Genomic DNA, 24,842 nt, shown 5'->3' with positions numbered 1-24,842 from the left:
CTTCCTCTCCTTTAACTGCGGCCGCGGTTAAGCAGCTGGTTCTCCAGGTCTTCGTTGAACTGCGCGGTATACAGCCGGGCATAATAGCCGTTCAACCGCATCAGTTCGCTATGCGTTCCCTGTTCTACTATCTTACCCTTTTTCATGACCAGAATCAAATCGGCGTTGACGATCGTCGAGAGCCGGTGCGCGATGATGAAGCTTGTCCGGCCTTTCATCAGGTGTTCGATGGCATACTGAATCACCTGTTCCGTTTCGGTGTCGATCGAAGCGGTCGCCTCGTCGAGCACGAAGATCCGCGGATCCGCCAGCACGGCGCGGGCAAACGAAATCAGCTGCTTCTGCCCCGTTGACAATCGTGAGCCGCCCTCGCCCACATCCGTGTTGTAGCCGTTTTCCAGACGCAGAATGAACTCGTGCGCGTCGACCATTTTTGCCGCCGCTTCAATTTGTTCGTCGCTGGCATCCAGCCGGCCATAGCGGATGTTCTCCTTTACCGTGCCGGAGAACAGATGCGGCGCCTGCAGCACATAGCCGAGATGGGAGTGCAGCCAGCCCAGCGAGCGTTCGCGCACGTCTTTCCCGTCGATCAGCACCTGTCCGTTCACTGGCTGATAAAACCGGCATAACAGGTTGACGACTGTACTCTTGCCGGAACCGGTTTCTCCGACCAGCGCAACGGTCTGGCCGGCTTTCACCTTCAGGTTAAAATCGGTCAGCACACGTTCGCCCTCAAGATATTCAAAATCGACATGCCGGAACTCCACGTCGCCGGCTAACGGTTCATAGTTCTGCGGCTTCGGCTCCAGCTCCGTTCCATATTTTTCAATGACTTCCGGGGTATCGACAATCTGCGGTTCGCTGTCCAATAGCGACAGCACCCGCTCCGCGCTGGCCTGTGCCAGCTGCAGCTCGGCGATCAGCCGGGCAATCTGCCTCAGCGGCTCAAAAAACTGCGTGGCGTACTGCGTAAACATCATCAGCGTGCCGAACTGCAGCGTCTGCATCAGCACCTGATGGCCGCCCGACCACAGGATCGCCGCGGTCGAGATCGCACCCAGACCCATGACCACCGGCATAAACAGCGCGGACAACGTCGCCGCGCGCACGCTGGCCGCCTTCATCTCAAGCGTTTCTTCATTGAATTCTTTTAAGTTATCATCTTCGATGACCAGCGTCTTCGTCGTCTTGGCGCCGGTGATGCCTTCGTTGAACGCACTGGTAATCCGCGAGTTAATCCGCCGCACGCTGCGGTAATTCTTGAGAATCCGAACCTGAAACCACACGCTCAGCCAGGCCAGCACCGGCACGACCATCAGCACCAGCAATGCCAGCTTCCAGTTGACGATCAGCATGACGATGCTGACTCCCAGCATCACCGCTAAGCCCCAGATCAGATCCATCAGACTCCACGACAGAATTTCCGCCAGCCGGGCAATATCGCTGTTCATCCGCGCCATCAGCCAGCCGATCGGCGTCCGGTCAAAGTAGGAAAACGAGAGCGTCTGCAGCTTGGCGAACGCTTTCTGGCGCACATCGTAGGAGAACGCCATTTCAATTTTGCCCGCCTGCATGAAAAACAGATAGACACTGAACGCCTGAAACAGCACACCCGCCATGTAAACTCCGGAAAACATCCACAGCGAGCTGTCCGGCTGACCGCCTGCGGCAAACGTGTCGATCGCGATTTTGTTAAGGATCGGAAACAGGACGTCGCAGCCGGCGACAGCGACCATCAGGATCAGCAGCCGCACCAGCTCCTTGCGCAGCGGTCTCATCAGTACGAAGATCCGCTTCCACAGGCCGGCATCCAGCGATTCCGTATTGTATTGTTGTTCTTCAAAACGAATCTGACTCATGCTTCCTCCCCTCCTTCATTCATCCGGGCCGTCTGAATCTCAACGATCCGGCGGTACAGCCCGTCTTCCTCAATCAGCTGAGCATGCGTTCCCGCCTGAGTGATCCGGCCTTGTTCCAGCACCAGGATCAGGTCGGCATCCATCGCCGAAGCCACCCGCTGGGTGATGATCAGCGTCGTAGTCTGGCTTTGCACCTCTTTTAAAGCCGCGCGGATCTTCGCGTCGGTCTGGGTATCGACCGCTGACAGCGAATCGTCGAAGATCAGAATCGGCTGCGGCGACAGCACCGTGCGGGCGATCGCGATCCGCTGCTTCTGTCCGCCGGAAAGCGTGACGCCTTTCTCGCCGACTAACGTGTCGTAGCCGCGGTCAAACTCCGCGATGACTTCATGCACCGACGCAATCCGCGCCGCCTGTTCCACTTCCTCGCGATGTGCCCCGCGCCGGGCCAGGTGAATGTTATCGTAAATTGTTTTCGAAAACAGGAACGGTTCCTGCAGGACGATGCCGATGTTCTGGCGCAGCCATGTCCGCTGGATTCCTGTAATGTCATGACCGTCGATCCGAATCTGACCGGACGTCGGATCGTACAGCCGCATCAACAGATGAACCAAGGTGCTTTTGCCTCCGCCGGTCGGCCCGATCAGCGCCACCGTCATGCCCTTTTCAATCGTAAAGGTCAGATCCTTCAGCACCGGCTGACTGTCGCCTTCATATTGAAACTGAACATGATCGAACTCAATCCGGCCCTCAATCGGCGGCGTTTCCCCGCTGGCCACATCTTCCGGAGTTTCGTCAAGAATTTCCTGCAGACGTCCGATGGACACGCTCATTTTACCCATATCGGCAAGAATCCGGCCGAGGTTGCGTACCGGCCACAGGATCATGCCTTCATACGAAATGAACACGAAGAAGCTGCCGACGCTCAGATCGCCCCGAACCGCGGCAAAAATCCCGGCCAGAATGATCACGAAGATCTGCGTCAGGCAGATCAGGTCGCTTGTCCCCCAGTACGCACCCAGATACTGAATCATTTTAAACGTCAGATCCCGGTAGCGGGCATTTTTCTGCTCGAACTTCCGGATTTCCTCCCGCTCATTATTAAACGCCTTAACGACGCGGATGCCGGATAAATTCTCCTGCACCGCCGTACTCAGATCCCCCTCAGCCTCATCCGACGCTAAAAACGCCTTCTGCACGCGGGTAAAAAAGATATACGCGTAGATCACTAACAGCGGCATCGAGATCACCGCCAGCCAGGCCAGCGGCCGGTAGATGGAAAACAGAATCAACAGCGCGGCCAGCGCCGTCGCGACGGAATAGACGACCTCTGAGATCTGTCCCGCCAGAAAGCGCCGGATCTGATCGACATCACTCGTGCACCGCTGCACCAGATCGCCGGTCTTAATCCGCACATGGTAACTGAACGGCAACGACTGCAGATGCGCGTAAAGCCGGTTGCGGACCTTGCGGCAGACTTCCTCTGAAATCACCGCGTTCCAATACCCCCGCAAGAACACGCACACGCAGATCAGCGCATTAATCGCCAGAATCGCCGCGGCGCCGATCCACAAATTCCGCTGTAAATATGCCGCCCCGCCCAAATGATCCAACAGCCACGCCAGAACCGGATTGTTAGCCGGCTGGGCATGGATGACGTTGTCGATCATAAAGCTGAACAACAGCGGTGAACACAGATTCAGAAACGCGTACACGCACACCAAAATGATCATCGCCGCCATCCGTTTCCGGTTGCCTTCTAAAAACTCCCAAATAAAATGAAACTTCCGCATGATTTCCCCTCCTTCCGGAATCCAAAATAAAAAGCACGCTCAGCAGTGCTTTTCATTTGTTTCTGATTCATTTTCATCCATCACTTCTGCCAGATACTCGACCGGCGTCACCTGCGTCATCAATTCGATGACGTCAAACGACAAACCGATCTCCACCAGCGTTTTCGCAACTTCCATCTGCGGTTTTTTCATACGCTCTCACCTGTTCTTAGGCTGAGCGTTCCGCTCTGAAACTATCCTTTAGTTTGATTGGAAGTGTTTGGTTAACGCCGTTGCGATCTGATCAGGACAGGACGTCGGCTTCGCGCCGCAATGAACTCCCTGAAAAGCTTCTACTACTTCTTTGACTGTTTTCCCCTTGATGATTCTGGAAATGCCTAACAGGTTGCCGGGGCAGCCGCCGGTGATCACAACGTTGGTAATAACGTCGCCTTCCAGCTCAAAATCAAAGCGCTTGGAACAAACGCCCTGGGGGATATATGTAAATTTATCTTTTGTCATTGTCATATAAAAAACCTCCTGTCGACTATGGTTATCATGATACCATGGTTCATTTTCCTTCACAAGTCCAAAAATACAGAAAAGCCGGAATTTTCCGGCTTCGATTCAAATTCTGAACAGTGATTCAAATTTCTTGAAGATTTTATTATCCGCGATAACCAGCAGCTGGTCGTTGGCCTCGATCGTGTAGAACGCGTCCGGAGAAATCGAAAGATGTTCCTTCGGATTCTTGCGGATCCCCAAAACGTTAATGCCGTAATTGGTCCGCAGTTCCAGCGCTTTCAGCGTCTTGCCGACCCACTTGGCCGGGGCTGCGATCTCAACGATGCTGTAATCGTCGTCGATGTCGATCAAATCAATGATGTTGCGTGAAACCAACTTCTTCGCTACCCGCTCGCCCATCTCTTTTTCCGGACGAACGACGTAATCCGCGCCGATCTTCTGCAGGATCTGCATGTACTTTTTATTTTTTGCCTTTGCCATGATAAACGGAATTCCCAGCTCGCGCAGATTCATGACGCCCATGATGCTTTCTTCCAGGTGCGATCCCGTCGCCACCACCGCCGCGTCGCAGTCCTGAATGCCGATCGCACGCAGCTGGTCGATATCGGTGAAGTCAGCCTGAATCGCCTGCGTGACAAAATCGCTGACGCGGTCGACGCACGCCAGATCCTTATCAATCGCGATGACTTCGTGGTTGTATTGCGAAAGGGTCTTGGCGATCGTCGATCCGAAGATCCCTAAGCCCAGAATAACATACTGTTTCATTTCCGACATAATTCCTATTCCTCCTACCCGATCAGCACGTCCCCGTGCGGATAAACGAGATTGTTTGTTTTACGGTTTTGTTTCATTCGCATCAACGAAAGCACGATCGTAATCGGACCAACACGGCCAATATACATCAGCGCGATGATCACAATTTTGCCCAGCGCTGACAACAGCGGCGTCACCCCAGCGGACAGCCCGACCGTCGCGATCGCGGAGAACGCTTCAAATGCGATCGGCAGGAAGCCGATTTCCGGATCACTGAGCGTCAGCAGAAAGATCGCCATGATCAACACGCAGGCATAGGTCAGCGTGATCGCGAACGCCTTGTGGAAGGTGCCGGCCGGCAGCGTCCGCTTGAACAGCGTCATATTGCCGGCATCGCGGATCTCAGACACGATCAGCACGAACAGCATCGAGAACGTCGTCGTTTTGATACCGCCCGCGGTACCGCCCGGCGAACCGCCGATGATCATATAGAACAGCATGATGAACAGGGAAGCACCCCGCAGCAGCGAGAAGTCGATGGTACTGAAGCCCGCCGTTCGCAGCGTCGTCGACTGGAAGAACGCCGCCATCACTTTCTGCGGGAAGCTCATCCATCCGAGCGTATCCGGATTGGTAAATTCCACTAACAGGATCAGCAGCGTCCCGCTGCCCAACAACGCTCCGGTCACGACCAGCACCAGCCGGCTGTGCAGGGAGAGCCGCGTCCACAGCCGTTTCCAGCTGAATGTCTTCTTCTCCGGCAGTACCCGCCGCAGGTCAAACCAGACCGCAAAGCCCAGGCCGCCGGTGATGATCAGGCCGCAGACGGTAAAGTTGATCAGCGGATCGGTAGCGTACGCCATTAACGACGACCGCGTCAGATTATCCAGACCCGCATTGCAGAACGCAGAAACGGAAAGGAATACCGAATTGTAAAGCCCCTGCGTCAATCCGTATTCCGGAATGAAGCGCAGCGCCAGCAGCACCATGCCAATGGCTTCAAAAATAAAGGTATAGCGGAAGATGCTTTTTAGAAAGTTGGGAATGTTGTCAGCGTCGTTTTTATTTAACGAGTCCTGCAGCATTTTCTTTTCAGAAAAGTTCAGCTTGCGCCGCATCAGCGTCAGAAACAGCGCCAGCAGCGACATCAGGCCCAATCCGCCGATCTGCATCAGGAAAATGATGACCGTCTGGCCGATCAGATTGTACTGGTCAATCACGGCAAACGGCATCAGTCCCGTCACACAGGTCGCCGAGGTGGCGACGAATAAGCTGTTTAGATAGCTGGCCCGCATGCCGGGATTCTGCGAAAACGGCAGCCACAGCAGGAAGGAACCTACAAGGATAACAAGGACAAAGCTCAGCGCGATCATCCGGGTCGGCCCCAGAAACCGCAGCAGCTTATCTCTGATCGGCAGTTTGAAGTTCATGATCTATTTCCCTCCTTGGAAAGGAATCGAACCAGCGGCATTCCAAACCGCAGCGTTACCAAATCGTTCACAACCTGACATATTTCACTATTGCCCTCCAGGCTCATCAGCATGCCCGCCATTTCCGGCGTACATCCCAACTGGCGCTGCAGCTGGCAATTCATTTTCTGACAACAACGTTTCAGCGCTTCCTCCATCGTCTTGGCGGAAGCCAGCGCATAGAGCTGATCCTGATCTGTAATCCACGGACCTTCGCAGGCTTGCTTGAGGACTTCGACCTTTACCGTGACCTCAGCCGCAATTTCCGCGCCGCTGCCCATCACCTCGCCATCGCCCATGACCGCATGCACATCGCCCAGCGCCAACAGCGCGCCTGGATGAAAAACAGGCAGATAGACCACTGAGCCTTCGCGGATCTTACGGCAGTCCATGTTGCCGCCGTGTTCACCCGGAGTTCCGCAGCCAACTTCTTTTTCCTGCGGGGCTACGCCGATCACGCCGATCATCGGATCCGCCTTGACGATCAGATCGCTGCAAAATTCCAGCTGGTGCTCCTGTACCGGCAGAAAGTGGATCATTCTCCTCGTCACAAGTTCTTTCATCGTTCCGCTGTTGGGATAACTGCCGACCAGCGCCCGCCTTCCCAGCGAGATTTTCTCGATCGTGACCTTCAGCGTATCGCCCGGCATGGCTTCTTCAATCGCCGCCGGCCCGCTTGCCGGATTAATCCGATGACAACGCCTGTCCGGCTCGTCCGGCGTGACCTCGTCACTGTAACAATCCATCGTTTCAAACGTAATCCGATCTCCTGAATGTACGTTGAGTACCGGTTTATTCTCAGAAGACATCGCATAGATCACATGATCTTTCGCAATCTTATTCATAACCAACCCTCTTTAAGCGTATACGATTCTTAGTCTACACCTTTTAATTCAAATACTCAATACTCGAGCTTTGAAAATTTTACAAAAAAGCATAACATTCTTTCTGCACAGAAAAAAGACTATAAGAATTCACTTATAGCCTACTGAATCATTTTTTATTATCAACCTTGCATGCTCCCTCAAATTTTGCAGGGTCTGTTCCACATTCATGCCATTCGTTGTTCGGCGGAGTTGAATTCGTCACATTCGAAGGAGTATACCATGTTTGGTCCAGCAAAACATATTCACCAGAATGATATTCCTTTCCTTTCACATAATTTCCGGATGCAGAAACATTAAATAAACTTGAACTTAACTGTTTTATTATATCATTTGGCTTACTGCCTTGATTTATATACAAACCATAACTCACTCGATATAGGTTACCATTGTAATAAAAATAATCTCCACTTTTTAAACTCTTTCCAGTTTTAACCAGATCCTCAAGGTTGTCCAAATTGTTAAATACGTCAAACAAACCATCGCCCTCTTCTCCGCCTAACATATAGGCCGCATGGATAAAGTTCGGATTATTCTTATCCACTACAATCGGATAGGTGTTCGTTTCTTCTTTCTTGCAGTAACCGGAACCATTCTCTACAATCCATTCACCCCCACTAGCCACACATTTCTGTTGATTGGCTTTTTCCTGATCGAACACGCACATCTTGGTGTTGTCATCAAGGATGAGATCGCCGGAACATGTACAGGTCTGGGTTGTTTTGTCATATGTCCCGCCGCTGCTGATGCACATATATTGTTCGACCGGGATGCAGACCTTATATTCAACGCCGTCTTTCTTCTCCGTTCCTTCCAGAACGTAACCGGCCGGGCATGAACAGGTTTCCGCAACGATGTCAAACTGGCCCTTGCTGGCTTCACAAACCGCCTTGTAAGGCGAAGGAATGTAGGTCGGCATCGGTTTGGACGACGGGTACACCGTCGGTTCCGGCTTCTTTACGTCATCCGGCGTTAACGAACCATCCGGATTGGATGAAGGTTTATAACTGCCGCCGCAGCCTTCCGTGGATTGAACATAGCGGATCCATTTCTGATCGGTAATGTTCCAACAATAATCCCCTTCCCCACTAGGATGCACCGGCTGCTCAATCAGGCCGTCGCTGACCAGCACCTGCTGCCGCGCGGCGTCGTCCCCGACCGATTCAAAAATATCTTTATTTTCGATTTCATGAAACGAAGCGTAGGAATGCGTGGCAAAATTCAACAGCTCTAAATTAGAATCTGAAATCTGATCGCCCACGGATTTCGCGAAGCCTGACATCGTCGGGACCAGTATACTCAAAAGCGTAAATAAAATCGCGACCGTCACGATCATTTCCAATAATGTAAAACCACGTTTCTCTTTCATTGTTTTCACCTTTGTTCTTTGATTAGGATTATTATATCATACTTCTGAATCTGCCTGCTTAATTCGTTTTACTTTTGTCCATAATAATGATATACTCCTAGGCGAGCGATTTTAAGATGAAAGTGAGAAATACATGAAATTTAACGAACTAAACCTGTCCCCTGAGATGAGCCGCGCCATCGCAGACTGCGGCTACACAGAGGCTACCTATATCCAAAGCGCGTGCATCCCGGTCGTCATGAACGGCGGCGACGTCATCGGACAGTCCCAGACCGGCACCGGCAAGACCGCCGCGTTTGCGATTCCTATCATTGAAATGCTGGAGGTCACGGACCGCAAGCGGCCTCAGGCGCTGATTCTATCCCCAACCCGCGAGCTGGCGATGCAGGTCTGCGATGAAATCCGCAAGTTTACCAAATATAAAGAAGGCATCCGTACCGTTGCCGTTTACGGCGGCCAGCAGATCAGCAAGCAGATTCTGGAATTAAAAAAAGGCGCCGACATCGTCGTCGGAACCCCGGGCCGTGTACTCGATCATATCCGCCGCCGCACGCTGCGCTTTGACCAGTGCCGCGTATTAGTACTGGATGAAGCGGACGAAATGCTGAACATGGGCTTCCGCGAGGATATCGAAACCGTCATCGCCGCCCTGCCGCAGCAGCGCCAGACCGTTCTGTTCTCCGCGACGATGCCCAAGCCGATTCTGGAGATCACTTCGCAATATCAGACCAATCCAGTTCATATAAAAACGCCGCAAACACAGATCAACACACCGAAGATCGAGCAGGTCTATTACGTCTGCCCGAAGGAAGCCAAGAAAGAAATTCTGATGCAGCTGATCTCGATGCAAAATCCGCATCTGGCGATGATTTTCTGCAACACGAAGAAAATGGTCGACGAGCTGACCTCGGATTTAGTCTCCAAAGGCTATCCTGCCGCCGCGCTGCATGGCGACATGAAGCAGGAAATGCGCACCGGCGTCATGGAAAATTTCAAAAAAGGCAAGATCAACATTCTGGTGGCGACCGACGTCGCAGCCCGCGGGATCGACGTCGATTCGATGGACGTCGTCTTCAACTACGATCTGCCGCAGGAATCTGAATATTATGTTCACCGCATCGGCCGGACCGGCCGTGCGGGCAAGGAAGGTCTGGCGGTCACGCTGATCACTGCGCGTCAGAAATACGCACTGCGCGATCTGGAGCGCACAACCCGCTCCAAGCTGACGCAGAAGCCGCTGCCGTCGCTGGAAGAAGTCCGCAAGATCCGGCTGGACTTCTTACGCGAAGATCTGGAACACCGGATGACCCGCGATGTCCCGGAGCCGCTGGCGGCGATTATCGACGCCATGAAGGACGACGGCTATTCTTATCGGGAAATGGCTTTAGCCCTGGCCTATCAGATTGCCGGCACGGAGATGTTCGATGAATCGGCCTGGAATGCTTCCGCCCGTCCGGCGCTAACCGTGACGGAAAAAGGCATGAGCGAACTGATTCTGGATATCGGTTCTGATCAGGACGTCAACGCGGCGATCATCGTCAGCGCGATCGCGACCGCAACCGGGCTGCCGGGCAGAGACATCGGCAAGATCCGGATCAGCGCGCAGGAAACGACCGTACAGATTCCGCGCCAGTTTGACCGCGAGATCGCCGACGCAATGAAGAATACGCCGATCAAAGGCCAGACAGTCCACCCGCTTCTGATGGTCCGCAAAGGTAAGGATTATTCCAATCTGCCGCCGAAGCGCCGGACAGCCGCCAAAGGGGCGCGTCAGCGCGGACGCCGCCGCGAAAACCGCGATTAATTTTAAATCATGAAAAAACCCCATACTGCGGATACCGACGCAGGCTGGGGTTTTTCTTTACGCTTCCACTCTCTTTTTAATTTTTTTGCTGAGCTGCGGGTGATCCAGATAACACTGCGTCACGCTGACGATCATGTTGACATCGTAGGATCCGCCGATGGAATAAGAAAGCTTCATAATGTCTCTGGTCAGATCTTCCAGATCATCGCAATCAACCTGACTGGCCTGAAGCTTCCGGGCTACGATTTGTTTGCAGGATTCCAAATCCTGCACGGTCGCAAAATCAAACAGGATTGATTCTTTCATGTCATTTCCCACCCTTTGATTCAATCATAGCATAATATTTTGAAGTTTCAATTAAATTGAGATGACCGGAAGAAATAACCATGGTAAAATAATTCAGGAATTATCGTATTTTTTAGATAGGGGTATTTATGAAGCATATATTCATCGTAAATCCGACTTCCGGCAAAGGGGACGGAAAACGGGCTGCGGCCGCGATTCGAAAAGAAATCGAACAGAATCATCTGGACGGCGAAATCCGACTGACTGAATACGCCGGACACGCTCAGAAGCTGGCGGCGGAAATCCAGCCGGATCCGGAAACGATCGTCTATGCGGTCGGCGGCGACGGTACGATCTGGGAAGTGCTCAACGGTCTGCCGCAGGGATTGCGCATGGGCATCCTGCCCAGCGGCACAGGGAATGACTATTACCGGATGATCGACCGGCGCAAGCTTCCCTTTGCGCAGATGCTGCACGAAACCATTCAGGGCAAACAGGTGGAGGTTGACTTTGGGCAATGTCATCACTGGCGCTTCCACAACTGCACGACGCTGGGCTTAGACGCACGGGTCAACGATCTGGCAATCAAATTATATCAGAATTACCCGCTCCCGCGGTTTTCCGTCTACGGGCTGGCAGCGGTCCTGTGCGCGCTGAAGCCGGCGCCGTTTGAACTGGTGTTAAAAACGAAAACGGAGACTATCCGGCAGAAAGCGATCATCGCCGCCGTGATGAACGGCAGCTGCTATGGCAATGGCTTTATCGCCGCGCCGCAGGCGGATCTTCAGGACGGCTTATTCGACGTCTGCGTCATTGAACCGCTGACGTTATGGGAAACGTTATGGCTGATGCCAAAATACAAACAAGGCAAGCACACCCATTTGAAGCAATGCAAAATGCTGCGAGCCTCTGAAATTGAGATTCATGTCGACAAGCCGATCTTAATGCAGTCGGACGGCGAGGGCTTTACCTCCAATCATGTGCGGATCACGACCGGACCGTACAAGCTGCCGCTGATCGTGCCGCAAGCTTCACCGTTAAAAGCTAAATAAAAATCCTGAATTCTGACTTTCATAAAGCAGCCCTCAGGATTTTTTCTCTGTCTAATCTCCTTTTCAACGCCAGTCATCAGCGGATAATCGCTTCAAAACGTGCATGAATCAAATCAGCTAAGAGCTGCGGCGCCATTTCAATCTGCGTGCCGATCTGACCGCCGCTGAAGAGAATCGTTTCATAATCCAAAGCCGATGAGTGAATCACCGTTGGAAACAACTTTTTCATGCCAATCGGGCTGCAGCCACCGCGGATATACCCGCTGACACCCAGCAGATTTTTAACAGGAATCAATTCGACAGCCTTTTCATTGACCGCCTTCGCGGCTTTTTTTAAATCCAGCTCCGCCGCCACCGGAATCACAAATACATAACAGGCTTTGCTTGACGCCTGTGTGATCAGCGTCTTAAAAACATGCGCCGGATCCTCGTTCAGCATCGCCGCCACGCTCACCCCGTCGACCGCTTCCTTATCGTGGTGCGGATAGGTATGCACCTGATAGGCAAGCTTCTGCTTGTCTAACAGCCGCATCGCGTTCGTCTTGACTTCTTTCATCGCTTACTCCTCTTTCCATTTCATGAATTCCGGATTTATTATAGCACGATCCTCCAACAGGAAAAGAAGGTTCTATAAATTTTGGTGTTGGTGGAAACCAACGCTTTTTTTCTTGAGCATAAAAAAAGAGACATAGGTAAGAATTTCCGTTACAATAAAATCACCACAAATTACAGAAAGGAAATCTCACTATGTCTATTACTCATTCTATCGTATCTGTTCTCAATTTAAAAGACCCTCATCTTCATTTCTCTGAGGATTGTGTCTCTTCTCAGTCGATTCGTGGTGTTGACTCCCTTGTCTTTTCCGGCTCGCTTTCTTATGACCCTCCCTCTTCCTGTCCTCTCTGCGGGTCCTCCAACCCCGGCTCGGCTATCATCAAACATGGTACGAAATCCTCCCTCATCACCCTGCCTTCCGTTTCCCGCCGCCCCGCTTATCTCCGCCTCAAAAAACAACGCTTCCTTTGTAAACATTGCGGCCATACTTTTACTGCTTCGACTTCCATCGTTCTCCCTCATTGTTTCATTTCCAATAACACTCGTCTCTCCATTGCCCTCGACGCCAAGATGAAGACTTCTGAAAAAGATATCGCTTTCCGTCACTCTGTTTCTCATGCTACGGTGAATTCCCTTCTTCAACAGCTCTATCAGGATTTTAAAGTCCAGCGGAATTTTCTTCCCCCTCATCTCTGTTTTGACGAGTTTCGCTCTGTCAAAGGGGTTGATGCTTCAATGTCTTTTCTCTTTCTTAACGCGGAATCCGGTCAGATTCTCAATATCCTTCCTGATCGCAGAATGCCCGTTCTCATCCGCTATTTCATGAGCTATTCCAGGAAAGCCCGCGAAGCCGTTAAAACCGTTTGTATGGATATGTATTCCCCTTACTTCTCTGTCGTTCACCACTGTTTCCCTCACGCCAAGATCATTCTTGACCGCTTCCACATCGTTCAGCTGCTCAGCCGCGCTCTCAATAAGACCCGCGTCAATTTCATGAATCAGAGTAAGCCTCATTACAATAAGCTCAAACGCTATTGGAAACTCCTTCTTAAATTTGAAGATGACCTGAATGATCAGGACTTCAAAAAATGGGTTTGCTTTCCATCTCTGATGCGCGAAATTGACATTGTCCACTTCTTAGTTGAACTGGATCCCGAGCTCAAGGCGACTTATGAGCTCTATCAGAGTCTCCTTACCGCGCTCAACCGGAAAGATCCTGACGCCTTCCTCCAAGCTTGTCTGAATCCCGATCCTTTGATCTCCAAGCCCATGAATACCGCCATTCAGTCCTTAGTGGAACGGAAAGAGGCAGTGATCAACGCCTTGACTTACTCATTTTCTAATGGCATGATTGAAGGTACGAATAATCTGATTAAGGTCATCAAGCGCCTGGCTTTCGGTTATCGTTCTTTCATTCAATTTAAGACCCGCATTTTACTTATTTCTAACACCTTAGTTCCCTGCCATTTTCTCAATTAAAAATGAGTCCCATTTCTGGAACTCATCTGCGTCTTTCTTGTTTCGGTTTTTCTCTCACCAACACTATTTTTGAAAGAGCCGAAAAGAAAAACCATCCCCGCACAGGAGGATGGCTTGCTTTAACCCCAAAAATTAATAGTTGGTCGGGCGCAGCATGAAGTAGCTCTTCGGATGCGCACAAACCGGGCAGACTTCCGGAGCGCTTTCGCCGATGTGCAGATGTCCGCAGTTGCGGCACTCCCAAACCTGTTCGCCTTTGCGGACAAAAACTTCGCCGCTTTCAATGTTCGCCAACAGCTTCAGATACCGTTCTTCATGCGTCTTTTCGATCGCAGCGACGCCTTCCATCGTCTTGGCAATCGCGTCAAAGCCTTCTTCGCGAGCTTCTTCCGCCATCTTCGCGTACATATCGGTCCATTCGTAATTTTCACCGGCTGCCGCGTCTTTCAGATTGTCAACTGTCGAAGGCATTCCGCCATGCAGCAGCTTAAACCACAGCTTCGCATGTTCTTTTTCATTATTGGCCGTATCTTCAAACAACGCCGCGATCTGCTCGTAGCCATCCTTTTTCGCCTTGGACGCATAGTAGGTATACTTGTTGCGGGCCTGGCTTTCACCGGCGAATGCGGTCATCAGATTCTGTTCAGTCTTTGTGCCTTTCAAATCTTTCATGTTAATCTCTCCTTTTCTTTAGCGGCCAACCGATTTACAGTTGGCAATGAGTTGACAGCCCGCTTACACGCGCTGCTCTCTATCCTCTATTTTACCAGAGATTTCCAGAATTGCCAGAGTTAGCCTGAAGAAAGTTCGAATCTCGGCAGGATTACACGCCGGATAATCGGCGCAGCAGCGATTCGCCCCGGCAGAACAGATAGCAGCCCATGCCCGCTGCCAGAGCTGTCATTCCCAATGCAATCACCACCATCATCATAACCGGCTCCAACGGCGCCCAGAACAAGAGTGCGGCAATGATCAAAAAGCTGAACCCCATTCCGGCAAAGACGGTGATCATCGTGCTCAGACTCTGCTTCACCACGACGATTTCCCGATCATAATCAAAGCGCGGAAAGTGCAGGTTGACGATCAAACCGAACAAACCTGAGCACAGCGCCGCCAACAGGGTCAGTGCCAATAAAAGCAAGGTTGTGACTGGCGCAAAATGATACACAAAACTTAAGATCAGAATGCTCAGCCAGCTGACCGGCACGTTAAGCAGCAGGTTCAAAGCCAGCTTCGCGCCCAGATAGCGGTTTGCCGGAATTGGCAGCGATCTTACAATCCAGAAGTTTTTGCCTTCCAGCGAGATCGAAGTCGCCGTGATGGGACAGATCATCGCGCAGAACAGACATGCCGCCAAAAGCAACATCGCAACCGGGTCGGCAAACGCGCCGAAATCAGCGCCGCTTTCCAGCATGACCTGAACCATCAGATCCTTCTGCACCACCAGCAGCACCGCGCACAGCGCCACCATCACCGGGCCGACCATCGTGTTCATCACTAACGATGTCGAACCGAAATACCGCCGCAGCTCCTTGCGCAGCAGCGCCGCGTTCATCGAAGAAGCCTCCAGCTTCACCTTCCCACCGGCTTTGACCGGCGTCGTCCGCGCTTTCTGATTCAGCGCGTTCCAGATCGGCGCGATCAAAACAAGAAACAGAATCAGAACCAGCGAAGAAAGTCCGATCAGCTTCAGCAGCGCAAAGAGATTCCCGTTGATCATCGCCATCGTCAGCCAGTACACCGGAGCCAGCCACGTCTGAATCGGCTGAATCAGCGCGGCAAGGTCCTGCGCCTGCCCGGTCTGTCCCTGAAACAACGTCATGACTGTCATCAAGCCGATCACCATTCCCAACGACAACACGTTGCGGATCAGCACCGGATGTTTGAGACGGCTGGAAATCAGACGCACGGCAACCGCCGCCAGACACGCCACACTCATCGGTACGATCGGCAGAAACAGCTGGCCGATCAGTCCATACAGCAGAAATGTCGCGGGCATCGCATAGCGCAGCTGAAACAGCGCCATCATCGGCAGCGTCAGAAACGCGCTGTAGATCAGCATCATCGCAACTAAAGCGACCAGTTTGGACATCAGGATCTGACGCCGCGTCAGCGGCATGCTTGCCAACAGATCATAATCCTGAAAGTCAAATAAATACCCTTGCGCGTGATAGAAACCAAAAACCAGAATCAACCCGAACGCTGCGCTCAGCATCGACAGCGGGATCAGCATGTTCAGTTCCGTCGGCACACTTTCGATCATCGCCCAGCTGTATAAGCCCGACAATCCGATCAGCATCGCCGCCGCCAAAAGCACCAGCAGGGAACTGAATTTCTTCCGGCCGCCGAAGGTGCGGGCCATCTGCCAGATCAGCTGCTTCAGCGAAAGCCGGATCAGGACAAACGTTCTATTCATGATCGGCCAGCTCCAGGAACACCTGTTCCAGCGACTGGTTGCCCGTGACTTCCTCCATCGTACCCAGCGCCGCCAGACGTCCATCTTTTAAGATCCCGACATGATCGCAAAGCTTCTGCGCGACTTCCAGCACATGCGTCGAGAAAAAGATCGTATTACCGCGGTCGCAATGCTCGCGCATCAGTTTTTTCAATAAGAAGGAAGCTTTCGGATCCAGACCGACAAACGGCTCGTCCAATACCAGCAGTCTTGGTTCATGCAAGAATGCGCTGATCAAAGCCAGCTTCTGCTTCATGCCATGCGAATAACTGCTGATGGGCATCGCCAACGCCCCTTCCAGCTCAAACAATGCCGCATATTTCCGGATCCGCTTCGTCCGGGTTTCTTTGTCAATCTGATAGATGTCGGCCACGAAGTTGAGATATTCATCTCCGCGCATGATATCGTAGAGATCCGGATTATCCGGGATATATGCGAGATTCTGTTTGCATACTAGCGGTTCCTGACGGATCGAATGCCCGTCGATCCAAATTTCGCCCTCGTCGAAGTCCAGAATCCCGACGACCGATTTGATTGTCGTTGTTTTGCCTGCGCCGTTGGGACCGATGAATCCGAAGATCTCGCCGTTTTCGCACGTCAGATCGAGATGATCCACCGCCGCCTTGGCGCCATAGCGCTTCACTAAGCCTTTTATTTCCAGCATTTTACTTCTCCTTTTCCTTTTTCCTGAACAACAGCCAGGAATAACCCATCGGCAGCAGCGCCGCGGTAAAAATCAAAATCAAGATGACCGCCGTCCGCCAGGCCAGCGGCGCAAAACAGCTCAGCAGAAGCAGTACGCCCACCACGCAGAAGCAATACCCACCGAAGCGCTGGGTTTTATTCCAGTTATCGGGATCGTCGAAACTCCAGATCGTCTTCACGCCGACCAGATAGTTCTGCCTGATTTTCGGCATGACGTTGCCCAGCGCCAAAAACATCAAACCGGTCATCACCGGCAGCAGATATTCGCCATTAATGAACGCAACGCCGAAGATCTGACCTAAAATCCAGCCGTACATCAAAAACAGAAAGACTTCCGTCACGCCCAGGATAACGCCGTAGGACTTTTTAAATTTCTCGTAATTACGCCGCCGCGGATCAATCATCGGCGAAATCATCATGAGTGCCGGAAGCAGAAACAGCATCGCCGGGAAAATCCAGATCATGATTTTCGGACCTGTATCGTCCGCCAGTCCCTGAACGTCAAAATGCGTCGGGATTATCTCCGGCAAAGCAGGCCACACGATCAAAGTGATCACGACTGCCAGCGCCGGAAGAATTAACAATTTCCAATTAAAGAACGCTTTCAACTCAATCCCCACTCTCTTTTTCCTTGATGAACCCTAAGGCCCAGCCCAGCACTTCAGAAAACACGCTCATGTTCAATTCATAATAGATGAACTTGCCGTCACGGTCATCGCTGATCAGATCCGCCTTCCGCAGCACTGCCAGATGATGCGATACCGTCGCGTTGGTCATCTGAAAATGCGAGGCGATTTCACCCGCGGTCAGCCGTTTCTCCTTTAACAGCTCCAGAATCTCACGTCGTGTGGGATCGGATAAAGCTTTAAAGGTCTCCTGCATCCCCACTTCTCACTCCTCCATTCATTTAGATAATTATCTAAATGTATTATAGAGGTACCTTCTATCCTTGTCAATTCTTATTTTTCTTCTTTTCTTTCTTCTGCAGAACGATTGCCCGGACTTCCCAATCAGAGTAAAATAAGATTAACGCCAAAACAGGCGAAGGAGAATGTTATGTTGGAATTTAAATTTGACACCCAGCTTTTAATTGAAGGCGAGCATCTTTCCGAAGATGCGATTCATGATTACATCACGGAGAATATCGAAGGCGATTGTCTGTTAGCCGTCGGCTACGACGAATTGATCAAAATTCACTTTCATACCAATACGCCTTGGAAGGTGCTGGAATATTGTGCCAGCCTGGGCGAGATTCATGATATCGTCGTTGAAAACATGGAACGTCAGTCTCAGGGGCTGCAGGGTTAATCGCGGACGGCTCCGTCCGTGAATGAACAGGTACTCGTTATGGAATGGTTAATCGTTCTGTTTTTCTTTTTATTTGGACTGGTGATCGGCTCTTATCTTAACGTCGCAATCTATCGCTTACCTCTGCGGCTGTCGACGGCGAAAGGCCGCAGCTTCTGTCCGCAATGTCATCACACCTTGTCCGCGATGGATCTGATTCCGGTTCTCAGCTGGCTGGGGCTGCGGGGAAAATGCCGCTATTGCCACGCGCCGATCTCACCGCGTTATCCGCTGATCGAAAGCTTAACTGGAATTTTGTATGCGCTGTGTGGTTTCTATTACGGGGCTACGTTCACCGCCGTGCTGCATTGTTTCTTTCTTTCGATCTTGATTGTCATGGCCATGATCGACCTGGATACGATGGAAATCCCCGACCGGCTTTCCGTTTTCATTCTGATTCTCGCCGTGATCGCCCTGGCGCTGGAACCTGCCTCCATCCCCAGCCGGATTCTGGGCGCGCTGATCATCAGCGTCCCATTCTGGATCCTGTCGCGGTTGAACGCGATGGGCGGGGGCGATGTAAAAATCATGTGCGCCGCCGGGTTTTATCTGGGTGCGCCGTTGGTTTTAACAGCGTTTGTCTTAAGCAGTTTCATCGGGGCGATCGCGGCGTTGTATCTGATGATTTGTAAAAAAAAGGACCGGAAATCTGAAATTCCCTTTGGTCCTTTTCTGGCGGTCGGCCTGACGCTCAGCGTGCTTTGGGGCAACGCTCTGATTCAGGCTTATCTCACCTTGTTCTAAACGGCAGCGCAAGCTGTCTTTTTTTAAAAGTAATACGTCGAAGCCGAAGGTGCGTAAGACAGGTATTGCTGCAGATCAGCTTCCTTCAGACAGCGCTCATGCGCTGTTTTTTCAGAGATCTTCCCTTCCTGCACCAAACGTGCCAGATCGTAATCCATCTGCCGCATCCCGGCCTTCTGGCCTGTCTGCAAGACGCTGCTGATCTGATGCGCTTTGTTTTCACGGATCATGGATGCGATCGCATCGTTGGTCAGTAAAATCTCAAAGGCCGCCAACCGGCCCGGCTGATCCTGACGGACTAACAGCTGCTGGGTGACGACGCCTTTCAGCACGCTTGCCAGCTGGACGCGGATCTGCCCCTGCTGGGCTTCCGGAAACACGTCGATAATGCGGTCGATCGTACTGACTGCCGAATTGGTGTGCAGCGTGGAGATGACCAAGTGGCCCGTTTCCGCTGCCCGGATCGCGGCCTGAATCGTTTCAAAATCACGCATCTCGCCGACCAGAATAACGTCCGGATCTTCACGCAGCGCACTGCGCAGCGCATCCGCAAACGAAGAAACATCCACGCCGACCTCACGCTGATGAACAACGCTGGACGCATGTTCAAAGCGGTATTCAATCGGATCCTCAATCGTAATGATATGCGCTTTGCGTTCATGCGAAATCGAATTGATCATGGCGGCCATCGTCGTTGACTTTCCGCTTCCGGTCGGCCCCGTAACCAGCACCAATCCCCGCGGCAGCGTGGAAAGCTTGCGCACAGCTTCCGGAATCATCAAATCATCAAAAGAAGGAATCGTATTGCGCAAAAGACGCAGCGCTGCGCATGGATTGCCTTTCTGATAATAAGCGTTGACACGCACGCTGTAGCCATGCGCATCCTGGAATCCAAAGTCCAGATCCCCTTTCTGATATTCTTCCTGCTGAATCCGGTTCATGACCGTCGCCAGCATCGAGTGAATGTCTTCCTTCGTTAAGGGTTCATCCCCAATGATTGTCAGTTCCCCTAACATTCTTGCCACGACCGGCAGGCCGACCGTCAAATGTAAATCGGTACAGTCCATTGCCCGTCCCCGATCCATCCAAGCTTGTAAATCCATCGTGATCACCTCATTTATACTGTTCATTGTACGCTGAAATGGGGAGAAAGAAAAGAGAGCGGTTACGCTCTCGATTTGAATTATTAGTTTGTTCCTGCAGAAGCTTCAGGTTCTGGCATTGGATAACGTCCCTCAGTATTACCTGTTCCATACTTCACATAATCTTCAGCTGGATTATAGGAACATGTCCCTTTTGGTGCTGCATCTTCCCAAAACACTTTGTATACCTCTACAGTATCATCACACATTTTAACAGTTGCATCATCTTTACCATACATTCCCGTAGATTTCGCAGTTTCTGTAGCTTTGATTGCCGTATAGATTGCTCTAGCATTTGCTGTGTTCGCCGTCTTTGTAGCTTCATCAGTAAATCCTGTCAGCTTCGGCACCAACATCAACATCAAAGCGACCAAAATAGCGACGACGACGATCAATTCAATCAGGGTAAAACCTTTCTTGTTGTTCTTTGCACTCTTCCTCATAATTTTAATATTCCTTTCATATTGAACACTATCATTATATCACGGTTATTGTAAAAGAGTTATGATAACCGTGTAAAAAATTTAAGTTTTTTGTAATAATCCAATTAGGATTCCGAATTAAATCGTATAGATGACCCGCAGCATTTCTTCCATCGACGTCTGTCCCTTGATAATCATCTTCACCATTTCCTCCGACAGCGTTGTCATACCAGCTTTGATAGCGGACTCTTTAATTTTATTCGTATCATTTGAGCTGACGATCAAATCGCGGATCTCAGCGGTCAGCGGAAGGATTTCAAATAACGCCGTCCGTCCTTTATATCCGGTCTGATTGCAGCGGGCGCAGCCATGAGGTTTGTAGATCGGTCCGGTATAGCCGCCAAGCAGCTGACTTTGTTCCGGCGTAGGCATGACCTGCTCCTTGCAATGCGGACATAGCTGACGGGCTAAACGCTGGGCAACGATCCCGACAACGGAAGAAGACAGCAGGTAAGGTTCCACCTTCATGTCTTTCAAACGGGCAATGGCCGTGGCGCTGTCATTGGTATGAATGGTAGATAAAACGTAGTGGCCGGTGATTGCTGAACGGACGGCGATTTCCGCGGTTTCTTCATCTCGGATTTCGCCGATCATGACGATATCCGGGTCCTGCCGCAGAATGGAACGCAGGGCTGAAGCAAAGGTTAATCCGGCCTTAGCGTTGACCTGAACCTGATTGATGCCCATCATTCGTTTTTCAACCGGGTCTTCAATCGTAATGACGTTGACTTCCTCTCTTGCCAGTTCATTTAAAATAGCATACAGCGTCGTGGTTTTGCCGCTGCCGGTCGGGCCGGTAAACAACAGAATGCCGTAAGGCTGATGAATCATGGACTCCATCAGCTCATAGTCTTTCTGCTGCAAGCCAAGATCTTTTAACGTTGTGAGCTGCTGCAGACTGTGACCCAGCAGACGGATGACCATCTTTTCGCCATAAACCGTCGGCAGTGAGGATAAACGGATATCCAGACTCTTGCCGTCGATCTGACTTTCAATATGACCATCCTGCGGGATTCGTTTTTCCGCAATGTTCATGTTCCCCATAATCTTGATTCTCGTAATCAAAGCCTCATGCACGGACTTCGCGATTCGCGTGAATTCATGCAGAACACCGTCGGTTCTGAAGCGGATCACCGTCGTCATTTCAAACGGTTCGATATGAATATCGCTCGCCCCTGTTTCATAAGCCTGACGAATCATGTTGTTGACAAACTTGACGACCGGCGCGTTATCGACACGCTGCGTCAATTCGGAAAGCTCATCGTTCAGCGCCAAGTCCTGATCTTCCGTCAGATCCTTCTCAATTTCGTCGATCGCGCTGCTGACATTGGCCTGCGCGTAGTTCCGCCGGATCGCATTCTCAATCATTTCCTTCGGAGCTAAGACCGGAGATACCGGAATACCGCAGGAAGCCTTGATATCTTCCAGTGCATAGAAGTCAAGTGGATCGCTGGTCGCCAGCTGCAGGGCGTTGTTCTTGATTTCCAGCGGCATGACCTGATACTTCTTCGCAACGTCTTCGGAGATCAGCCGCACGATATCGCTGCTGACATTGATCTGGAAGCCTTCGTAGACCGGAACGTTCAGACGCACGCTCAACGCTTTCAGCTTCTTTTCTTCCGTAATATAGCCTAATTCAATTAAGACGTCGCCCAGACGGTTGCCGGGATGTGCTTTCTGATGCGCCAGCGCGCTGTTCAGCTGTTCCTCTGTAATGTAACCCTGTTCCAGCAGCAGCTGGCCGATCGGAAGATTTTTCACTTGTCTGCGCCTACCTTTCTATCGCGATATAGCCCTCTGACAGGACAATGCTGAAATCCTGGCGGCCATAATCAATATTCATACATTCGACCGCTGATTCCGCGCGATATTTTTCACCATTCTTATTGAAGATCAGAACGATTTTCACTGTCGTCGTATCGCTGTCGTAATCTTTTATCGCTGTGGACAGCTTGATATCCACTTTGTAACCGTTGTAAAAATCTGGAGAATACAGCGCTTTTGGCGTCCCCCCTGGAAAATCCCAGACCTGCAGCTGACCGTTGACAATGCTGTAAACAAGAAAGTTCCGGCCATATTCATCTTTAAATTCCGTAATTGATTTCTTTTCACTGACAAGGGATTTCGCGGTCTGCATCGGCTTGCTGATCTGTTCGATCAGAATTTGCGCTTTGTCTTTGAGATCGGTCTGCAGCGCGCTTTTCTGATAGGTTGCGATCATCGGCCTGAAGATCGCGGTCAAGCCAATCACCAGCGTCGTTAACAACCCGACGACCAACACCATCTCAATCAGCGTAAACCCACGCTTCTTCATGAAGGATCCGCCTCAAAATAACGATAGTTAACACGCCCCTTAGCATCGGAATACGTCTTCATTTGTCCGGAAATGGAATAGCTTTGTCCATCCAGCGAGAAGGTCAGCGACGCGTCCTGCGGCGTGATTTTAACGCCGGCAATTTTTTCACCCGCAATCGCCTTGCGCACTTTTAACTCGCTGCGGCTGAGGCTGTCCGATTCCATCGTCAAGGATACGCCGGAAGTAAAAACCTTCGTCAGCGAAGTCACGATAATCACCAGAATGCCTAACGAGATCACAATTTCCAACAAAGTCATGCCGCGTTTATTCATGGCAGATCCATCCTTTCCTTATGGTTGATAATAGTACAGGTCAAAATAATAGGCATCCTCTCCGCCTAATTTAAATACCTCATAAATATCCGCATTATTTCTCGCCTTCAGGTTGACGCTGCTGACAAGTTCGCTGTGCTCGAACTCACAAGCCTGCAGCCGACCATTCATCGTGATATTTTCAGCCTCAAAAATAATCTTGGGCGCAAAAACACTCACATTGACGTCACCCTGAATTCGAACCGGATGGGTAAAAACGAGGATAATATTTTCGCTGTTCAACAGATTCGTCGAGACCTGATCGCTGAGCACAGGATTTTCATCTTCAATAAAAAAGACCGGCCGATAAAATTTGTTTTCGCTTTCAACGATCAGCTGATGTGGCATTTTGGCTAAATTAACGAACGAAATATCCAGTGTTTTCCCGTTTTTAATCTGTAATTTTTCCAGATTTGGATTTGAAAATTCATAAAATATCGCTGAATCCTCCGTGATTTTAATCTCTATCTCGGCATCCGATGAAGTAACTTTACGATAGCCTTCAATGCTTTCTATTTTTCTGGGGATTACCGAAAGATGAAACAGATACTTTTCAAAAAGAGCGTCTGTGGATTGAATTTGCCGAATTTCTCCAGTATAAGAAGCGTTCTCTGATTTAAAGCTGCCGGTATAATAGATCGCTCCCGTCACCGTGGCATTCTTCAACACAAGATCGCCTTTACAAATGACGTCGCCGTCGATGACGACTTCTCCCGGTGTATCGCTGCCAATCGTCGCTTTTGTGTATTCAGCCGGTTCTAAGACGACATTGCCGTCAATATGTCCGGTGACCACAGGATTCTTAATGTTCCGGTAAATTAAGACAACTTTCGGATCCAGATTTTTCTGTAATTCATCGGGTTTTTCATCTTCAGAACTGATGTTTCCGTTTACATTCTGCTGCGTTAGCGTCAAATCAGAAATCGCATTGATCCAGAAGCTGGCCGAATGATCCGTTGGAATCCGGCATTCGTTAATCAGGACGGCGCGTTTCGACAGGCCATCCTTACCGGTAATCTCTCTTTCGATCCCGTTGGGATCAAAGAACTGATTCATGTATTTTGTTGCCTGCACAACAGCTGTCATCTGGGACGTCTTTCCTTCATATTTCGACTGCGCGCTGATGAGAAGATGCTGCTTTTCCCATAAAAAATACTCATGCGATTCATAGAACGGATCCAGCGTAATCACATACCGGTATTCGCCACGGCCGCCATAGCTGGCCCAATCACTCACAACCTGATCTTGAGTTCTTTGTACAACCTTGATCAGCGTCTGCCGCAGATTTTCTTCATCCAGCTGCGTGATCAGCGCCTCCACTGCGCTTTGGGCAATATAATCCGCCTGCTGCTGGGTCACGTCCGCGGCCGTCTGCTGAAAAGCCCGGCGGGAAAGAGGAATCAGAGCGGCGGCAAAAATCAGAAACACCATAAAAAGACAGATTGTCAGCAACAATGTGCTTCCCTGTTTTGACCGCATTGCGACACCCCCTTT

The 24,842-nt window shown here is 50.9% G+C and carries 26 protein-coding genes; 5 read left to right on the top strand and 21 right to left on the bottom strand.

Translation table 11 applies throughout. The features are described 5' to 3' along the window. Positions 1 to 11 precede the first annotated feature (11 nt). From BQ7364_RS08550 to BQ7364_RS08520, 8 genes are all read right to left on the bottom strand, one after another. Positions 12 to 1,859 carry an ABC transporter ATP-binding protein gene (locus tag BQ7364_RS08550; RefSeq protein ID WP_072684331.1) on the bottom strand — a complete coding sequence of 616 codons (1,848 nt, stop codon included), beginning with the start codon at positions 1,857 to 1,859 and terminating at the stop codon, positions 12 to 14. Further along, complete coding sequence (locus tag BQ7364_RS08545) at positions 1,856 to 3,652, bottom strand: ABC transporter ATP-binding protein (protein ID WP_072684330.1); 1,797 nt, start codon at positions 3,650 to 3,652, stop codon at positions 1,856 to 1,858. Before BQ7364_RS08545 ends, BQ7364_RS08550 begins: the two co-directional genes overlap by 4 nt. A gap of 39 nt (positions 3,653 to 3,691) precedes the next feature. Continuing rightward, complete coding sequence (locus BQ7364_RS17970; RefSeq protein ID WP_006059159.1) at positions 3,692 to 3,844, bottom strand: hypothetical protein; 153 nt, start codon at positions 3,842 to 3,844, stop codon at positions 3,692 to 3,694. Positions 3,845 to 3,892: 48 nt separating this feature from the next. Continuing rightward, positions 3,893 to 4,159, bottom strand: a complete 267-nt coding sequence (locus BQ7364_RS08540; protein ID WP_006059158.1) for a TIGR03905 family TSCPD domain-containing protein — start codon at positions 4,157 to 4,159, stop codon at positions 3,893 to 3,895. Between the two features lie 99 nt (positions 4,160 to 4,258). Next, entirely contained in the window at positions 4,259 to 4,930 is a 672-nt protein-coding gene (locus tag BQ7364_RS08535) for a potassium channel family protein (protein WP_006059157.1), read from the bottom strand. 14 nt (positions 4,931 to 4,944) lie between these two features. Further along, entirely contained in the window at positions 4,945 to 6,339 is a 1,395-nt protein-coding gene (locus BQ7364_RS08530) for a TrkH family potassium uptake protein (RefSeq protein WP_072684329.1), read from the bottom strand. Continuing rightward, on the bottom strand, positions 6,336 to 7,223 hold the full coding sequence (locus tag BQ7364_RS08525) for an acetamidase/formamidase family protein (RefSeq protein WP_072684328.1): 888 nt from the start codon (positions 7,221 to 7,223) through the stop codon (positions 6,336 to 6,338). The genes BQ7364_RS08530 and BQ7364_RS08525 overlap by 4 nt, the downstream gene beginning before the upstream one ends. A 148-nt stretch (positions 7,224 to 7,371) precedes the next feature. Further along, complete coding sequence (locus BQ7364_RS08520; RefSeq protein ID WP_072684327.1) at positions 7,372 to 8,631, bottom strand: type II secretion system protein; 1,260 nt, start codon at positions 8,629 to 8,631, stop codon at positions 7,372 to 7,374. Between the two features lie 133 nt (positions 8,632 to 8,764). Here BQ7364_RS08520 and BQ7364_RS08515 point away from each other — a divergent pair, with 133 nt between their 5' ends. Continuing rightward, the gene (locus BQ7364_RS08515) at positions 8,765 to 10,435 is read left to right on the top strand and encodes a DEAD/DEAH box helicase (protein ID WP_072684326.1); all 1,671 of its coding nucleotides are present in this window, start codon (positions 8,765 to 8,767) and stop codon (positions 10,433 to 10,435) included. Between the two features lie 57 nt (positions 10,436 to 10,492). Here BQ7364_RS08515 and BQ7364_RS08510 read toward each other — a convergent pair whose 3' ends face one another. After that, positions 10,493 to 10,741 (bottom strand): hypothetical protein, encoded by a 249-nt coding sequence (locus BQ7364_RS08510; protein WP_072684325.1) that lies wholly within the window; start codon positions 10,739 to 10,741, stop codon positions 10,493 to 10,495. 128 nt (positions 10,742 to 10,869) lie between these two features. Here BQ7364_RS08510 and BQ7364_RS08505 point away from each other — a divergent pair, with 128 nt between their 5' ends. After that, entirely contained in the window at positions 10,870 to 11,772 is a 903-nt protein-coding gene (locus BQ7364_RS08505) for a diacylglycerol/lipid kinase family protein (protein ID WP_072684324.1), read from the top strand. Positions 11,773 to 11,848: 76 nt separating this feature from the next. Here the strand turns inward: BQ7364_RS08505 and ybaK are convergent, their stop codons facing one another. Beyond that, on the bottom strand, positions 11,849 to 12,328 hold the full coding sequence (gene ybaK / locus BQ7364_RS08500) for a Cys-tRNA(Pro) deacylase (RefSeq protein ID WP_072684323.1): 480 nt from the start codon (positions 12,326 to 12,328) through the stop codon (positions 11,849 to 11,851). Positions 12,329 to 12,519: 191 nt separating this feature from the next. On the opposite strand from ybaK, the gene BQ7364_RS08495 reads away from it, so the two are divergent. Next, positions 12,520 to 13,806, top strand: a complete 1,287-nt coding sequence (locus BQ7364_RS08495) for an ISL3 family transposase (RefSeq protein WP_072684322.1) — start codon at positions 12,520 to 12,522, stop codon at positions 13,804 to 13,806. A gap of 132 nt (positions 13,807 to 13,938) precedes the next feature. Here BQ7364_RS08495 and rbr read toward each other — a convergent pair whose 3' ends face one another. The 5 genes from rbr to BQ7364_RS08470 all read right to left on the bottom strand — a co-directional run bounded on the left by rbr (position 13,939) and on the right by BQ7364_RS08470 (position 17,854). Then, positions 13,939 to 14,478, bottom strand: coding sequence for a rubrerythrin (gene rbr, locus BQ7364_RS08490; protein ID WP_006059148.1), 540 nt, complete (start codon positions 14,476 to 14,478; stop codon positions 13,939 to 13,941). Positions 14,479 to 14,629: 151 nt separating this feature from the next. Then, positions 14,630 to 16,222, bottom strand: a complete 1,593-nt coding sequence (locus BQ7364_RS08485; RefSeq protein ID WP_072684321.1) for a hypothetical protein — start codon at positions 16,220 to 16,222, stop codon at positions 14,630 to 14,632. Next, entirely contained in the window at positions 16,215 to 16,925 is a 711-nt protein-coding gene (locus BQ7364_RS08480; protein ID WP_072684320.1) for an ABC transporter ATP-binding protein, read from the bottom strand. Before BQ7364_RS08480 ends, BQ7364_RS08485 begins: the two co-directional genes overlap by 8 nt. 1 nt (position 16,926) lies before the next feature. After that, positions 16,927 to 17,586, bottom strand: coding sequence for an SdpI family protein (locus tag BQ7364_RS08475; protein WP_072684319.1), 660 nt, complete (start codon positions 17,584 to 17,586; stop codon positions 16,927 to 16,929). Then, positions 17,576 to 17,854, bottom strand: a complete 279-nt coding sequence (locus tag BQ7364_RS08470) for an autorepressor SdpR family transcription factor (protein ID WP_039864372.1) — start codon at positions 17,852 to 17,854, stop codon at positions 17,576 to 17,578. Before BQ7364_RS08470 ends, BQ7364_RS08475 begins: the two co-directional genes overlap by 11 nt. A gap of 168 nt (positions 17,855 to 18,022) precedes the next feature. Here BQ7364_RS08470 and BQ7364_RS08465 point away from each other — a divergent pair, with 168 nt between their 5' ends. Together BQ7364_RS08465 and BQ7364_RS08460 are read left to right on the top strand one after the other, a co-directional pair. Next, positions 18,023 to 18,274 (top strand): kinase to dihydroxyacetone kinase, encoded by a 252-nt coding sequence (locus tag BQ7364_RS08465; protein WP_072684318.1) that lies wholly within the window; start codon positions 18,023 to 18,025, stop codon positions 18,272 to 18,274. A 39-nt stretch (positions 18,275 to 18,313) separates the two neighbouring features. Then, complete coding sequence (locus BQ7364_RS08460; RefSeq protein WP_072684317.1) at positions 18,314 to 19,057, top strand: prepilin peptidase; 744 nt, start codon at positions 18,314 to 18,316, stop codon at positions 19,055 to 19,057. A 23-nt stretch (positions 19,058 to 19,080) separates the two neighbouring features. On the opposite strand, the gene BQ7364_RS08455 is transcribed toward BQ7364_RS08460, so the two are convergent. The 6 genes from BQ7364_RS08455 to BQ7364_RS08430 all read right to left on the bottom strand — a co-directional run bounded on the left by BQ7364_RS08455 (position 19,081) and on the right by BQ7364_RS08430 (position 24,827). Continuing rightward, positions 19,081 to 20,187: a type IV pilus twitching motility protein PilT gene (locus BQ7364_RS08455; RefSeq protein ID WP_083538502.1), complete on the bottom strand. Its 1,107-nt coding sequence runs from the start codon at positions 20,185 to 20,187 to the stop codon at positions 19,081 to 19,083. Positions 20,188 to 20,243: 56 nt separating this feature from the next. Then, positions 20,244 to 20,642 (bottom strand): type II secretion system protein, encoded by a 399-nt coding sequence (locus BQ7364_RS08450; protein WP_072684315.1) that lies wholly within the window; start codon positions 20,640 to 20,642, stop codon positions 20,244 to 20,246. Between the two features lie 117 nt (positions 20,643 to 20,759). Then, complete coding sequence (locus tag BQ7364_RS08445) at positions 20,760 to 22,442, bottom strand: GspE/PulE family protein (protein WP_072684314.1); 1,683 nt, start codon at positions 22,440 to 22,442, stop codon at positions 20,760 to 20,762. Between the two features lie 10 nt (positions 22,443 to 22,452). After that, positions 22,453 to 22,995: a PilW family protein gene (locus tag BQ7364_RS08440; protein ID WP_072684313.1), complete on the bottom strand. Its 543-nt coding sequence runs from the start codon at positions 22,993 to 22,995 to the stop codon at positions 22,453 to 22,455. Continuing rightward, positions 22,992 to 23,309: a type IV pilus modification PilV family protein gene (locus BQ7364_RS08435; RefSeq protein WP_072684312.1), complete on the bottom strand. Its 318-nt coding sequence runs from the start codon at positions 23,307 to 23,309 to the stop codon at positions 22,992 to 22,994. Before BQ7364_RS08435 ends, BQ7364_RS08440 begins: the two co-directional genes overlap by 4 nt. A gap of 18 nt (positions 23,310 to 23,327) precedes the next feature. Further along, complete coding sequence (locus BQ7364_RS08430; RefSeq protein WP_072684311.1) at positions 23,328 to 24,827, bottom strand: hypothetical protein; 1,500 nt, start codon at positions 24,825 to 24,827, stop codon at positions 23,328 to 23,330. Between the last annotated feature and the right edge of the window lie 15 nt (positions 24,828 to 24,842).

This window comes from Holdemania sp. Marseille-P2844, assembly GCF_900120005.1.
Lineage (GTDB): Bacteria > Bacillota_I > Bacilli_A > Erysipelotrichales > Erysipelotrichaceae > Holdemania.
Note: the sequence above shows the minus strand (reverse complement) of the source record. Positions and strands in the feature narration are given on the sequence as shown.

Coding starts and splice junctions, on each gene's coding strand:
- BQ7364_RS08515 (WP_072684326.1), top strand. CDS start 8,765: ATGAAATTTAACGAACTAAACCTGTCCCCTGAGATGAGCCGCGCCATC.
- BQ7364_RS08480 (WP_072684320.1), bottom strand. CDS start 16,925: ATGCTGGAAATAAAAGGCTTAGTGAAGCGCTATGGCGCCAAGGCGGCG.
- BQ7364_RS17970 (WP_006059159.1), bottom strand. CDS start 3,844: ATGAAAAAACCGCAGATGGAAGTTGCGAAAACGCTGGTGGAGATCGGT.
- ybaK (WP_072684323.1), bottom strand. CDS start 12,328: ATGAAAGAAGTCAAGACGAACGCGATGCGGCTGTTAGACAAGCAGAAG.
- BQ7364_RS08550 (WP_072684331.1), bottom strand. CDS start 1,859: ATGAGTCAGATTCGTTTTGAAGAACAACAATACAATACGGAATCGCTG.
- BQ7364_RS08505 (WP_072684324.1), top strand. CDS start 10,870: ATGAAGCATATATTCATCGTAAATCCGACTTCCGGCAAAGGGGACGGA.
- BQ7364_RS08460 (WP_072684317.1), top strand. CDS start 18,314: ATGGAATGGTTAATCGTTCTGTTTTTCTTTTTATTTGGACTGGTGATC.
- BQ7364_RS08540 (WP_006059158.1), bottom strand. CDS start 4,159: ATGACAATGACAAAAGATAAATTTACATATATCCCCCAGGGCGTTTGT.
- BQ7364_RS08485 (WP_072684321.1), bottom strand. CDS start 16,222: ATGAATAGAACGTTTGTCCTGATCCGGCTTTCGCTGAAGCAGCTGATC.
- BQ7364_RS08450 (WP_072684315.1), bottom strand. CDS start 20,642: ATGAGGAAGAGTGCAAAGAACAACAAGAAAGGTTTTACCCTGATTGAA.
- BQ7364_RS08455 (WP_083538502.1), bottom strand. CDS start 20,187: ATGAACAGTATAAATGAGGTGATCACGATGGATTTACAAGCTTGGATG.
- BQ7364_RS08525 (WP_072684328.1), bottom strand. CDS start 7,223: ATGAATAAGATTGCGAAAGATCATGTGATCTATGCGATGTCTTCTGAG.
- BQ7364_RS08530 (WP_072684329.1), bottom strand. CDS start 6,339: ATGAACTTCAAACTGCCGATCAGAGATAAGCTGCTGCGGTTTCTGGGG.
- BQ7364_RS08440 (WP_072684313.1), bottom strand. CDS start 22,995: ATGAAGAAGCGTGGGTTTACGCTGATTGAGATGGTGTTGGTCGTCGGG.
- BQ7364_RS08430 (WP_072684311.1), bottom strand. CDS start 24,827: ATGCGGTCAAAACAGGGAAGCACATTGTTGCTGACAATCTGTCTTTTT.
- BQ7364_RS08510 (WP_072684325.1), bottom strand. CDS start 10,741: ATGAAAGAATCAATCCTGTTTGATTTTGCGACCGTGCAGGATTTGGAA.
- BQ7364_RS08495 (WP_072684322.1), top strand. CDS start 12,520: ATGTCTATTACTCATTCTATCGTATCTGTTCTCAATTTAAAAGACCCT.
- BQ7364_RS08545 (WP_072684330.1), bottom strand. CDS start 3,652: ATGCGGAAGTTTCATTTTATTTGGGAGTTTTTAGAAGGCAACCGGAAA.
- BQ7364_RS08535 (WP_006059157.1), bottom strand. CDS start 4,930: ATGTCGGAAATGAAACAGTATGTTATTCTGGGCTTAGGGATCTTCGGA.
- rbr (WP_006059148.1), bottom strand. CDS start 14,478: ATGAAAGATTTGAAAGGCACAAAGACTGAACAGAATCTGATGACCGCA.
- BQ7364_RS08465 (WP_072684318.1), top strand. CDS start 18,023: ATGTTGGAATTTAAATTTGACACCCAGCTTTTAATTGAAGGCGAGCAT.
- BQ7364_RS08435 (WP_072684312.1), bottom strand. CDS start 23,309: ATGAATAAACGCGGCATGACTTTGTTGGAAATTGTGATCTCGTTAGGC.
- BQ7364_RS08520 (WP_072684327.1), bottom strand. CDS start 8,631: ATGAAAGAGAAACGTGGTTTTACATTATTGGAAATGATCGTGACGGTC.